This is a genomic window from Prevotella aff. ruminicola Tc2-24 (assembly GCF_900110895.1).
GTDB lineage: Bacteria > Bacteroidota > Bacteroidia > Bacteroidales > Bacteroidaceae > Prevotella.
In genome coordinates this window covers 396,019-410,451 of sequence record NZ_FOIQ01000002.1, presented here as the reverse complement: position 1 = coordinate 410,451, position 14,433 = coordinate 396,019, and the positions used below count along the sequence as shown (strand labels likewise).

The window sequence follows — 14,433 nt, the reverse complement described above, 5'->3', positions numbered from 1 at the left end:
ATCGAATACGATCCCTTTTGAAGGAGATGTTTTACAGATTTTAACAAACATTTTGATACAACTTGGGGATTTTTTAATTATATTTGCAGCCTAATCGATTAGTTTGTCAAGTTACGTAACCGTCTATTAATTAGTTTTGCAATGAAAAAGTATTTGATTATTAAAGGAGCATCGTTAGCCCTCATCATTGGAGGTATTATCGCCAGTTGCGCGAAGGATGATGTAGAGTATGTTCCAATTTCCGTGAAGAAAACACAAGAATACGAGAAAGTTTTCCGGGAGGTCTTTGGCGAGATTAGCCCGAACCAGAACTGGGGATTCTCTACAGAGGTGCCTGAAGAGGCCGTCGAGGAGGTTGAAGAGCAGGCTTCTACCCGAACTGTTAACTGTACGCACACCTTCCCTTCTGCGCCTAGCTCAAGTGCCTATAAATCTAGTGTCCCATCAGGAGTAACCTACCTAGGTAGCTTCGGTGGCGATGTATACAACAGGGTTCAGAGCAACACAGCTTATTGGGTTGATGGAAACGTTAACTACAATATGGACTTCGGAAGGGTTCAGAATACCACATTATACATTAAAGGTACCGTCAAGCCAACAAACTTATACCTCAAAGGAAGAAGTGTCATCTACGTGACCAAAGGAGCCACCCTTGCCTTTGACAAGGAATATTCAATCGGTACAAACGTTACCGTCTATGTGGCTGAAGGTGGAACGCTCAAGGGATCGACCTCGAAGAAACTGCAACTTAATAGTGCCACCGTATATAATAAAGGAACGGTTACGGGAAGTTGGATTCAATTAGCGAACAACTCATTACTATATAACCAAAATTCTGTCACTACAACGGGCGACTTGACCATCGAAAACGCCGGAGGTCATGTTGTCAACGACGGAACACTGAACGTGGGCGGCAACCTAAAAACTCAAGGTAGCAGTCATTTCCAGAATAACGGTCCGACAGTTGTCAAAGGCTATACGATGATTAATAGTACCAACAACACATGGGTGAACAATGACAGCTATACCACGGGTGATTGGTACTATCAGGATGGTAGCCCAAACGTTATCAACAATTGTAAACTGATCTCGAAGAACAAATTCTGTATTAACAACGGCGGTGGTGCCAACTCCTTCAAGATGGATGCCAATGCCTATACAGAATGTAAGTACTTCTATGCTGGAGCAACCATGGGCAACCTGAATGGTAATGGTGACGTAAAGATCGACATGGGTGCAAATTCCCTGTTCAAGGTTACCGAGACAGCCACAATGAATATCCAGCAGATAGGTTACTACCAATATAACAACACCTACCAGAACGGCATCTATGGTCCGACCTCTGGTAATAGTCGTGCTACATTCCAAGCCAAGGTCATCGCCCAAGGCAGTAACAACAACTACCAGAAGTTCATCGAGTACGGCGCCAAGCTGAACGTTATTGCTACAAGCAGTCATTTCGCATTCTGGGAAGATGGCTATGGCAATGCCAATTACCAGTTCTTCTTGGGATTCACCATTAATGATGTCTACATCGCTGGTAAAAACAAGGCAAACAAGGCCGCTCCAGCATTACCTACTGGTCTATGCGGCTGCGGTCCCGTCATCACATACGGCGTAGAGAATAAGGTGGAGCGGACTATCATTGAGTCGGGACGCGTGTTCTGTGAGGATCTAGGACAGGCCACCCGTGAGGATCTCGACTTCAACGATGTGGTCTTCGATGCAAAGGTAATCAAGGTAGAGGAAGTAACTTACACGACCACCTATGCAGATGGCAAGCCTACCGGCACAGCCGTTCGGAAAGTGAACAAGACCTACTATGAGAACGAGGTTGTACTGCTCGCTGCCGGTGGTACCTATAACATCACTGTCGACAACATTGATGTCCACAGTGCGTTCGGTAGTGATGTAAGTAAGGTAACAATGGTGAACACCCGCGATAACAACTCTACTGCCTTCGGTGATTTCATCGTAAAAGACCCTGTCCCTCTGACGCTTAACCACGTCTACACCAGGATCATCGATATCCCTGTGGTCGTCGACTACGAAGGTGACAGCCAGACCTATCAGTCGGCTAGGTATAAGACTCTGGAGTCCGTCCCTGGGCAGCCGCCTCACAAATTCATGATTCCGAAGGGTGATGTTGCTGATCCACAATGGCCCACAGAGCGAAAGAACATAGGACTAGGTTATAAGACTTTCAAGGACTGGGTGAACAATGGTTCAACGAAATTCTGGCTAGGCGCTACTGACTCGTATTACCTCTACTCCAAACTGCATGGCACTGATAATGACCCGAAGGGTACAGTTGTTACAACAGTAACCAGCACATCTACAATTATAGAGGAAACGCTATGGAACGCCGGACAGACGTTTACTGCGTGGAGCACAAAGGGCATCACTCTCGTGAATGCCGGCGACGACTTCAAGGCTGGTGACCGCCTACGCTTTAACGGTAATGCGGCAAGCGGTGCTACCACTGGTGAAGAGCCACACATCACGCTAGTTGTCAATAATGCCGAGCCATATTTCCTTGACAGCAAGTTCCCTGAGGCGCAGACCGACGCTCAAGGAAATCCTGTGGCAGTCTCACTAGAGGTAACCCTCGACGATGATGCAGCTGCGCGTCTGAACAATGCAGTCAACAACTCGCAGACCATCTCACTGCGCGGAATGTACTGTACGCTGAACAGCATCACCATCATCCGTAAATAATCAATCCATTAAATCAAATACATTAATTGCATGTGAAGGGGTGTCTGCGGGAGCAGATGCCCTCTTCTTTTCCTTTCAAAGTACAAACTTTTTTAAAATGATCATTTTCTATACAAAATGTTTCAGACTCTTACTGTTTGCGTGCACTTTAACTTTTTTTAAGCAGCTTTTCACACCACCTATTATATTTTGGTGTATATTTGCAAGACTTTTTCAAGAAAGTTGGAGAGAGAACGAGAGTATACAAATCCAAATATAAACAACTAAAATTATCAAACTAACATGAAAAAGTATTTGATGACAGGTATGACTGCTGTTGCACTTTGCCTCGCATTCAATAGCTGTTCACATGACACGAATCTTTACGATCCAGACATCCCTGAGAAGGAGGTGACCAGAAACTATGAGGAAGCGTTTAAGAAGTATGTAGGTGGCACCATCTCCCCCAACCAGAACTGGGGCTTTGACGAGGACGTCGCCCAAGCACGCGCCCTCACACGCACAGCCAACCCTAATGCCAATATGTGGGGAGAGACTTGGGAGGTGCCCGAAACACTGACTACTGCCCAAAAAAAGAGGGTGCGTCTCTATTTTCAATACAACAAGACACCACAAAACGAACCCATCGATTATAAGAACTTCTTCGTGCAGGACGTCTATAAAGGCGCAGGTACGCCGCTGAACAACGGCTCACAAGCCATGAGCGCATATAGTACGGAAAAGTACAGTTTCAATAACAAACAGGAAGCAGGTAGTGACCATATGGATAAGCTGACAGCCGGTTCCAGACAGGATCACATTTACAACTACAACGATGCAAAATGTAGTAGTAACAACAAGGTATGGGATGGCTACAGCTATGAGGCTGGCTGGCCAAGGGCTGATGCCAGTCAGGCCGAAAACTTCAACCACAAGAAGTTCCACACCGACTATATCATGCTCATGGAGAACTCCAAGACCGACTGCTTCGGATGGCACGAGACACAGGGTGAGATCCAGCACGATGACCACTATGTCATCATCAGTGCCGCTACTATCGATGCTTGGGCCGACGCTCATAGTGAACTCGGAGATCTAGGTGCACCCGTGACCGACAAGTGGAACCGCAACTTCGTTGGCTTCGACTACGAGGCACAAGTGGACATGAGCCAGCTCTACGCCCGTGACGGAAGGGGAAATATCCTCTATTATGATCAGGCTCATACAATTCCCTACCTAAAAGTGGAGACCAACCAATACTCCCACACCATCGTACCCGCCGGTACCCCCGGCGCATATCCTATCAAGGATCGTTATGTGGACAATGACCAGACAAAGGGTAATCTCTGGGCAAAGGTTGGTTGTGCCGATGATTACTACAGCGACTGGATCGTCTGTATCACCGACGCAAAGACAAGGGGCACAATCATCGAGGAGCCCAAATGGATCCGTATCATCGGTGAGGACCTAAGTGCCACCGATGCCAGCGACTTCGACTTCAATGACATCGTCATCGACGTCAAATTGACAGCCACAGGCGCTGACTGTATCCTGCAAGCCGCCGGCGGTACCCTTCCGCTCCGCATCAACAGAAATGACAAATACGAAGTTCACAAACTCTTCGGTGTAAACACCGATGTGATGGTGAACACCAACGCAGAAAATACACAGAACCCGAAAGATCCTTCACAGAAGCTGAAGGGCGCCAGCAAGACACCTGTCAGTTTCTCAATGATAGGCGACTGGACGAATGCCAAGGACATCAAGATTGAAGTGAAGAAGAACGACACATGGATGGAGCTCAAGGCTGTGAAAGGCGAGCCCGCCGCCAAGATTGCTGTTGAAACCACCTTCAACTGGTGCAACGAGCTTGTAAGCATTAAGGGACAGTACCCGTTGTTCACCCAGTGGGTTCAGGCTAACCACCCAGGTACCGTGATTTGGTATTGAGAATACATCAAATACTTTGAGAAGGGGCATCTACTCACGTAGGTGCCCCCTTTTCATGCAAAAAATCCTCAAAAAGGTTGCATGATAAGGATTAATTTTCTATCTTTGCATATTATAAAAGCAAGATATTAGTGCACTAACGATCTAATTTTGACTTTGATATGAAAAAGTATTTGATGACAGAAATGGCAGCTGTCGCACTTTGTTTCTCTTTTACCAGCTGCTCACATGATTTTGAGACAAACGGAGACAACACATTTGATCCCGTGAAAAACTACGAGGAAGCTTTTACCATCCGCTTCGGTCAGCCTGATGAGAACCAGGACTGGGGCTTCGACTCTTTCATTGCTCAGACACGCGCTATCACACGAACCTCCAATCCTAATGCCAATATGTGGGGTGAGACTTGGGAGGTGCCTGAGACACTAACCACGGCCCAAAAGAAGAGGGTGCGTCTCTATTTTCAATACAACAAGACACCACAGAACGAGCCCATCGACTACAAGAACTTCTTTGTGCAAGACGTGTACAAAGGAGCTACCACGCCACTGAACAACGGATCGGCGGCCTTGATTACCTACAGCACTGAGAAATACACTTTCAACAACCAACAGGAACCGGGTAGTGAGCATATGGACAAACTGACTGCCGGCTCCAATCAAGATCACATCTACAACTACAACGATGCCAACTGTAGCAGTAACTCCGAGGTTTGGGATGGTGTAAGCTATGAGGCTGGCTGGCCAAGGGCTGACGCCAGCGAGGCGGAGAATTTGAACCACAAGAAGTTCCACACCGACTATATCATGCTCATGGAGAACTCCAAGACCGACTGCTTCGGATGGCACGAGACACAGGGTGAGATACAGCACGATGACCATTATGTCATCATCAGTGCCGCCACCATCGACGCCTGGGCCGACGCCCACAGTGAGCTTGGAGATCTGGGAGCACCCGTGACCGACAAGTGGAACCGCAACTTCGTTGGCTTCGACTATGAGGCACAAGTCGACCTGAATCAACTTTATGCCCGTGACTGGCGGGGTAACATCCTCTATTATGATCAGGCCCATACTATCCCCTATCTGAAGGTCGAGACCAACCAGTATGCCCATACCATCGTACCCGCCGGCACCCCAGGTGCTCTTCCTATTAAAGACCGCTACGTAGACAATGACCAGACGAAGGGAAACCTCTGGGCAGAGGTTGGCTGTGCTGACGGTTACTATAGTGACTGGATTGTCTGCATCACAGATGCAAAGAAAAAGGGGACAACCCCTCCTCCAGGTGCCAACGTACGTATCATCGCAGAAGACTTAACCGTCGATGAGAGAGGTGACTTCGATTTCAACGATGTGGTGTTTGATGTCTACTACAACACTCCGTCCTCTGGTAAAACCACTATCAAACTGCTGGCCGCCGGCGGTACGTTACCGCTGACTGTGGCAGGTTTTGAAGTGCATGAGAAGTTCGCAGAGGCCAACCCGGGCAGGAGCATCACAACCTCGACGATGATTAACACCCATGCCAACGGTGGTATCGACGGTTTGGACCCAGTAACCATTGTTGTTGACAACAGTTACAACGGCAATGCCATCAACATCCCCATCATTGTCACCAAGCAGAGCGGCACCCTCACCCTTCAGGCTAACAGGGGACGCGCGCCCCATAAAATCGCCGTGAAACCCACCTTCGAATGGTGCGATGAACGTCAGGATATCGAAAGGGCATATCCAGACTTCGCTGATTGGGTAAGAAACCCATCTGTCTCATGGTATTAATCCATATCAACACATAATAGCTTATCGTGGGGCATCAGTCTATGCTGATGTCCCATTTGTTTTTCCGCTCAACTTCTCCTATTTTTGCCGTTTACGACAGCGAAGGTACTTTTGCTCGGAAAAAAAGAAACAAGTTTCTTTGTTTTTTCTCTCTCTTATTCGTACCTTTGCACAGAATATGGTATTGAATTATATCTGGATCGCTTTTTTTATCATCGCATTCGTTATTGCTTTGATAAAACTCATTTTTCTGGGAGACCTTGAGGTCTTCCCTGCCATGATGGATTCAACATTCGCATCGTCGAAGACCGCCTTCGAAATTTCTCTCGGACTGACGGGTGTTCTCTCCCTCTGGCTCGGGATTATGAAAATCGGTGAGAAGGGTGGTGTGGTAAACATCCTCGCCAAAGTGCTTAGTCCTATCTTCATCAGATTATTTCCTGACATCCCCAAAGGTCATCCGGTCACCGGTTCCATCTTCATGAATATCGCAGCAAACATGCTCGGCCTCGATAATGCCGCCACCCCCCTCGGTCTGAAAGCCATGGAGCAGTTGGACGAGGTAAAAAACGAGAAGATACAAGCCATGAGGGATGCCGAAGAGATCAATGCGACTAAGGCAGAAGAGTTGAAAGTTACTGCATCGGACGCGATGATTATGTTTCTCGTGCTGAACACTAGCGGGCTAACGCTCATCCCCATCTCTATCCTCGTATATCGTGCCCAGTTGGGAGCCACCCAACCGACGGACATTTTTATACCCATCCTATTGGCCACGTTCTTCTCCACTCTTGCAGGCATTATCATCACAAGTCTCTACCAACGCATCAACCTATTGAACCGGACAATGCTATTAACGCTCGGCACCATCGCAGTAGCCGTCGCTGCTATTATCTGGGGGCTCGGGCAGATGGACTCGCTATTGTTAAACAAGGTCAGCACTTCTGCAGCAAACATCCTGCTGATGTTTATCATCATCGCCTTTATCGTTGCTGGGTTGCGAAAAAAGACAAACGTCTATGAAGCATTTATCGAAGGGGCAAAAGACGGCTTTACGACTGCCATCCGTATCATCCCCTATCTTGTAGCGATCCTCGTAGCTATCGGGGTGTTTCGTGCCTCGGGAGCCATGGATATGCTCATCTGCTGTATCGAATGGACAGTGACCGTCTGTGGTGGAAACACTGATTTTGTGGGAGCCCTTCCCACTGCCATGATGAAGCCGCTTTCGGGAAGCGGTGCCCGGGGTATGATGGTTGATGCGATGACCACCTATGGCGTCGACTCGTTCGTGGGACGACTAAGTTGTATCTTCCAAGGCTCTACCGATACGACCTTCTATATCCTCGCCGTCTATTTCGGTAGTGTTGGTATCCGAAAGACACGCCATGCTGTAGCCTGCGGTCTCCTGGCCGACTTCGCCGGCATCATTGCAGCAATAGCAATCGCGTATTTGTTCTTCGGATAAATGTATTTAATTATTGTTTTGAAAGATGGAGAATCTGAAATCACTTGCTAAAGATACGGCAATTTATGGGCTGAGTAGCATTATTGCGCGATTCATCAACTATTTGTTAGTCCCGATTCAGACGGCTCGCTTTGCGGCTTCTGGTGGAGAATATGGAATCATTACTAATGTCTATGCCTATGTGTCGCTGCTGATCATCCTGTTGACCTTCGGTATGGAGACCACCTTTTTCCGCTTTATGAGCAAGGAAGGAGAGGATCCCAAGAAAGTCTATTCGACGACACTTACGATGGTGATGATGACATCCCTGGTCTCCGCGCTATTAGTCATGCTCTTCCTGCACCCAATAGCATCAGTCGTTGGATATGCTGACCATCCGGAATATGTTGCAGTAATGTACGTTACGGTAGCCATTGATGCCTTCATGGCAATTCCCTTTGCCTATCTGCGCTATCTCCACAAACCGATCAAGTTTGCGATGCTGAAGATTATTAACATTCTGATGAACATCGCCCTGAACATATTATATCTGATTATTCTGCCAGCACTGAAGTTGAACTTATTTGGCATCTATGACGAACAGTTCACACTGGATGTTGCCTTCGTTTTCTATATCAACCTCTTTTGTACATGTGCCACATTACTGATGCTCAGGAAGGAATGGGGTACAATACCATTTAAAATTGACAAAGTCACCTGTAAACGAATGTTTAATTATACATGGCCGTTGCTTGTGATGGGACTAGCAGGACAATTGAATCAGGCGGCCTCGCAAATCCTATTCCCCTATTTCTTCGACGGATCACAGGAAGAAGCGCGCGCCCAACTTGGCATCTATGGTGCCTGTATTAAAATTGCCATGATCATGGTCATGATTACCCAAGCTTTCCGTTTCGCCTATGAACCGTTTGTCTTTGGTAAATCCAAGGATAAAGACAACCGTGAGACATACGCACAGGCGATGAAGTTCTATCTAGTCTTCACTCTACTGGCCTTTCTCATGGTGATGGGTTATCTTGACATTTTGAAATTCCTTGTTGGCGAAAGTTATTGGGAAGGCTTGCGTGTAGTACCTATCGTCATGGCAGCAGAGATTATGTTTGGAGTGTTCTTCAATCTGTCATTCTGGTACAAGCTAACAGACAGAACCATCTGGGGAGCCTATTTCTCTGGCATTGGAGCAGTGGTGCTTATTGTAATTGACATCCTACTGATTCCAAGATTCAGTTATATGGCCTGCGCCTGGGCAGGATTCGCAGCTTATGCCACTTCTATGATTCTCTCCTACTTTATCGGTCAGCGGTATTATCCCATCACCTACCCCATCAAGGATATGACCATCTACCTAATACTTACCATCTTCCTCTTTATAGGAATTCAATATGCCAATAGAGCATTTCCTCTCTGGATTGCGCTCATCATCAATACCCTGCTAATAGCTGTCTTTGTTGTCTATCTAGTAAAAAAAGACTTCCCCCTCAGCAGTCTCCCGATAATAGGGAAGATATTCGCGAAAAAGTAGGAGAAAGAATAGATATAATTACTTAACATATACTTAAGATATAATAAATGTATTAGATATGAAAAAACTACTATTTGCATTAATTGCAACACTATCACTGAGCATTGCCCGTGCTGACGAGGGAATGTGGACTCTGTACAACCTACCGAACGCCGTTTATGAAACAATGAAGCAGGAAAACTACGAACTGCCTTATGGCGCACTCTACGAAGGCGACGATGCCATTAAGAATTGTGTCGTGAATTTCGGTGGCTACTGCTCTGGTGTGGTTGTCTCTCCAGATGGTCTCGTCTTCACAAACCACCACTGTGGCTTCGACGCCATCCGCTCACATTCTACCGTAGAGCATGACTATATGCTCAACGGCTTTGTATCGAACAGTCTTGAGGAAGAACTGCCCAACGAGGATCTATTCGTGAGTTTCATGATTGAGCAGAAGGATATTACCTCACTCATCGACTCCCTTGGCCTCAAAAAAGTGGAAGAAGGAAAAAGAGCCCATTTTATCGACTCTATCGAGAATGCTATGCAGAAAGAGATTGCCCAACAGGATTCCACTCTGCGCGTGGAGATCAAACCTTTCTATGAGGGTAATCAATACTACCTAACAACCTATCGCGACTACCCCGATGTTCGTCTAGTGTTTGCCCTGCCTAAGTCGATGGGAAAATTTGGTGGTGAGACCGATAACTGGATGTGGCCACGCCAGACATGTGATTTCTCTGTGTTCCGTATCTATGTTGATCCCAAGACAGGTGGCCCAGCAAAGTACTCGAAAGATAACGTGCCATATCACCCGAAGAAGTGGGCACCCGTTTCTCTACAGGGCTATGTGCCGGGCTCGTTCTCGATGACCATCGGCTACCCCGGCTCTACCAGTCGTTATCTATCTAGCTACGGCATCCGGGAACGCCGTGATGCCATCAACGAGCCCCGTTACAAGACTCGTGAGGTGAAGCAAGACATCATGATTCGTCATATGCGTGCCGACGAGGCTGTTCGTATCAAATACGACTCAAAATATGCCCGTAGCTCAAATTATTGGAAGAACTCCATCGGAATGAACAAGTGTATTGACAGCATCGGTCTCATCAGGCAGAAGGCTCAGTTCGAGCAGAAAATCCGCCAATGGCAAGACTCCACGGGCTATCTGCTGGGACAACTTGATTTCGACAAACTGCAGCAGCTCTACGACAAACGCCTCAAGGCTGTCCGTGCCTTAACTTTTTTTAACGAGACGTTCGGTGGCAGTAACACAGACGAGATGACTCGCCGAGCTGTCCGTTCACAGAACGATGCCCTTGTCAAGGGCAAAGATGGCATATTCAAGAAGCATTATATTGAATTCAAAGATAATAGTGATGAATGGGACTACGACACCGACCGTGAGATCCTCGCCGCTCTGCTGAAGCATTACCGTTTACAAGTGGAGGCCAAATATCTACCTGAGTTCTTTAACACCATTGATAAAGACAACAAAGGCGACTACCAAAAGTTCGTTGACAATCTCTATAAGAGGTCGAAACTGATGGCAAGCAAAAAGATCTACATTAACAAGAAAAGTTTCCAACGCGATCCTGCTGTGATCTATGGTCAGAGCTTACTCTCTACAGTAGCAGAGATACGTTCTGATATCCTTGAGACCATTGATTCCATCGACATCATGGAACGCTATCTCTGCGCCGCTAAGTTGCGCATGGAAGAGGATCTCCCCAACTATAGTGACGCAAACTTCACCATGCGACTCTCTTACGGACAAGTTGGAGAGTATCTGTTAGCAGGTCAACCATCAGGGTACTACACCACAGCAGAGAGTATCGTCGAAAAGATGGAAAAAGCAGACCGAATTATCGATTACGAAGCAGAGCCCATCATGAAAGAGTTGCTCAGCGTCAAGGACTTCGGTCAGTATACCGACAATACTACAGGTAAGATGCATCTCTGTTTCCTATCGAACAACGACATTACCGGCGGTAACAGTGGTTCACCGATGTTCAACGGGAAAGGCGAACTCATCGGTCTGGCTTTCGACGGCAACTGGGATAGTCTGTCGAGTGACATCTTTTTCGATAAGCAACTTGCTCGATGCATTGGTGTAGATATCCGTTACGTCCTCTACATGATGGAGAGTTGGGGCAAGGCCAATCGTTTACTGAAGGAAATCAACGCGCATTAGAATCTATAAACTCTCCAATCATCCGCAAGAAGTGCCATGTGTATTGTCAGACACATGGCACTTCTCATTCAAGAGAGATCGTTTTTATGATTATGACATAGATTTTAAGAACAAAAATTGTTATCCTTTAATGTTTAATCTTTAACATGAGAGACCAAGGAAATGTCATTGTTCTTTTGGTTATTTACCTGTTTTTTTGTACCTTCGCCAACAAAAACCGAAACAATGAGAAAACCAATCTTATCCCTAATGATCCTATTCTGTCTCTGTGCGATGGCAGATAACCACATCCGACGTATTGACCTTAGTGGGACATGGTTGTTCGCCCTTGACCGTGAGGCAACAATCGGGCCCAGTGATTCCCTGACAGAGACCATCCAACTGCCGGGGACGACAGACACGAACAAGAAGGGTTACCCGATTGTAAAAAAGGACGAGAGCACCCATCTCTCCCGTCTCTACACATATCAGGGACGTGCATGGTACAAACGTATAATAGAGATTCCAGACAACTGGAGAGGCCTTCCCATCCATCTGTTCCTTGAACGTACGAAACCGTCTGAGGTATATATCGACTCAAAATTCATAGGCTCGTCTAACGACATCTCTACCCCCCAAGTGTTCGACCTATCGGCGGTACTCACCCCCGGCAAGCACGAACTGACCATCATGATCGATAATGGTAGCGGTGTGCCTCAACAGTTGTATGCAAGTAGCCATGCCTATACCGAAGACACCCAGACCAACTGGAACGGCATCATCGGAAAAATTGAAATGAGAACAGATAGTCTGGAACATAACACCACACCTGAGGTACACCCGAATTTTCGCAACTTCCATATTGAGAAACAACACTTTTATGCCAATGGGCATAAGATCTTCCTACGTGGTAAACATGATGCATGTGTCTGGCCATTGACAGGACATGTGGCCATGGATGTAGAATCTTGGCACGATTATCTCAGCACCTGTGCCGCTTATGGTCTGAACCATATACGCTTCCACTCCTGGTGCCCACCTGAAGCCGCCTTCGTTGCCGCCGACGACTTGGGTATTATCCTTCAACCCGAGCTACCCTTTTGGGGCGACTTCAACGCCAGTGACACAATCCTCATGCAGTTCCTTCACAAAGAGGGTGAAAATATCCTTCGTACATATGGTCATCACCCCTCGTTCCGGATGTTCGCTCTCGGCAACGAATTGTGGGGTAGTATCGATAAAATGGCCGAGTTTGTTAACGACTTCCGTAAAATAGCCCCTGACAAGCTGTATACCTTCGGCTCAAACTACTACCTCGGTTATCAGGGAGTGAAGGCTGGCATGGACTACTTTACCACCTGTCGTGTAGGTGGTGAAGGTTGGGGGAATTACAACACCCACACTCGGGGTTCATTCTCGTTTGCCGATGCCGACGACGGTGGTATAATCAACCACTTCTACCCCAACACACAGATGAACTTCGAAGAAGGTTGTGCTCGAGCTTTCCCAGAAAATAGTTCACAAGTATTTGCAATCCCCGTAATCAGTCATGAGACAGCCCAATTCCAGACCTATCCCTGCTATGATGAAATCAAGAAGTACACAGGCGTTCTATACCCTTACAATATGGAGATCTTCCGTTCAAAACTCGAAAAGGCCGGTATGCTGGACCAAGCGGACGACTTCCACAAAGCCAGTGGTCTCTGGTCTCTCCAACTCTACAAACAGGACATCGAAATGGACCTGCGCACGAAGAACATGGCCGGTTTTCAGCTTCTCGACCTACAAGACTACCCCGGACAAGGTTCTGCATATGTCGGTATCCTTGATGCATTCATGGATTCTAAGGGACTCTGTACAGAGAGGGAGTGGCGTCAATGGTGTGCACCAGTGGTACCATTATTTATTACCGATCGTTTCTGTTTCACCACCGAGAATGGCATCCACGCACGTATTCAAGTTGCCAACTACAGCGGAGAATCACTTGATGGCAAGACACTCCATTGGGAACTCACTGGACCAGGTATAACAGAATCTGGTGAGATGAAACTTTTTTCTACTGAAGGACTTTTCGATGTTGGAAAATTGGATATCAATCTCTACCACCTCAACATTCCCACCCAGTTACAGTTGTTGCTCTGCATTGATGACACCGAATACTATGGTGTTCCCTATCATAACACCTACAACCTATGGGTCTATCCTGACAACAACAACCTTAAAAAGCTACAGAGAAAAGTGATTGTGACCGATGTACTCACGGCCCAGATAGCTCGACAACTAGAGAAAGGTAAAAACGTATTGTTGATGCCAGGAACCTCGGACCTGACAATTGGCGGACTCTTCCAGACCGACTACTGGAACTACCGGATGTTCAAAACCATCTCAGAGAACAATAAGAAGATGGTCTCACCTGGTACCCTCGGCATCCTGACCGACCCCCTACATCCGCTCTTCAAGAGCTTCCCTACCGAGATGCATACTAATTGGCAATGGTTTCCCGTGATAAAGAACAGCCACCCGATGATTCTCGCCAACACCAGCAAAATTTACCGCCCTATTGTACAGGTAATCGACAACATTGAACGTAACCATAAACTCGGGCTAGTATTCGAGTTCCAAGTAGGAAAAGGTAAGTTGCTTATCTGCATGGCTGATCTCAACAAAGCGAGTGCTTACCCTGAGGGGCGCGCTTTCTACTCTAGTCTTCTTGAATATATGACCTCTCGTGATTTCGCCCCTAAGACCCATATCACCCTCGATGATTTCCTGCGATTGATAACAACGCCCGTTGTCGAAGGAAAAATTGGAGAACTAAACAACATCTCACCATATTAAAATATGATGCCCTCCGAAGATT

General features: G+C 46.9%; 7 protein-coding genes. All 7 read left to right on the top strand.

The window, feature by feature from the left end:
• Positions 1-141: 141 nt before the first annotated feature.
• The 7 genes from BMY63_RS05940 (at position 142) to BMY63_RS05910 (ending at position 14,411) form a co-directional block, all read left to right on the top strand.
• Positions 142-2,718, top strand: a complete 2,577-nt coding sequence (locus tag BMY63_RS05940) for a hypothetical protein (protein WP_091900177.1) — start codon at positions 142-144, stop codon at positions 2,716-2,718.
• A gap of 282 nt (positions 2,719-3,000) precedes the next feature.
• A complete protein-coding gene (locus BMY63_RS05935) occupies positions 3,001-4,647 on the top strand; it encodes a hypothetical protein (protein WP_091900178.1) in 1,647 nt (548 codons plus the stop codon).
• Between the two features lie 161 nt (positions 4,648-4,808).
• Complete coding sequence (locus BMY63_RS05930; RefSeq protein ID WP_091900179.1) at positions 4,809-6,428, top strand: DUF4842 domain-containing protein; 1,620 nt, start codon at positions 4,809-4,811, stop codon at positions 6,426-6,428.
• Positions 6,429-6,606: 178 nt separating this feature from the next.
• Positions 6,607-7,896, top strand: coding sequence for a nucleoside recognition domain-containing protein (locus BMY63_RS05925; RefSeq protein ID WP_091900180.1), 1,290 nt, complete (start codon positions 6,607-6,609; stop codon positions 7,894-7,896).
• Positions 7,897-7,921: 25 nt separating this feature from the next.
• Positions 7,922-9,418 carry an oligosaccharide flippase family protein gene (locus tag BMY63_RS05920; RefSeq protein ID WP_091900181.1) on the top strand — a complete coding sequence of 499 codons (1,497 nt, stop codon included), beginning with the start codon at positions 7,922-7,924 and terminating at the stop codon, positions 9,416-9,418.
• Between the two features lie 58 nt (positions 9,419-9,476).
• Positions 9,477-11,594 carry a S46 family peptidase gene (locus tag BMY63_RS05915; RefSeq protein WP_091900182.1) on the top strand — a complete coding sequence of 706 codons (2,118 nt, stop codon included), beginning with the start codon at positions 9,477-9,479 and terminating at the stop codon, positions 11,592-11,594.
• Positions 11,595-11,819: 225 nt separating this feature from the next.
• The gene (locus BMY63_RS05910) at positions 11,820-14,411 is read left to right on the top strand and encodes a sugar-binding domain-containing protein (RefSeq protein ID WP_091900183.1); all 2,592 of its coding nucleotides are present in this window, start codon (positions 11,820-11,822) and stop codon (positions 14,409-14,411) included.
• Positions 14,412-14,433 lie beyond the last annotated feature (22 nt).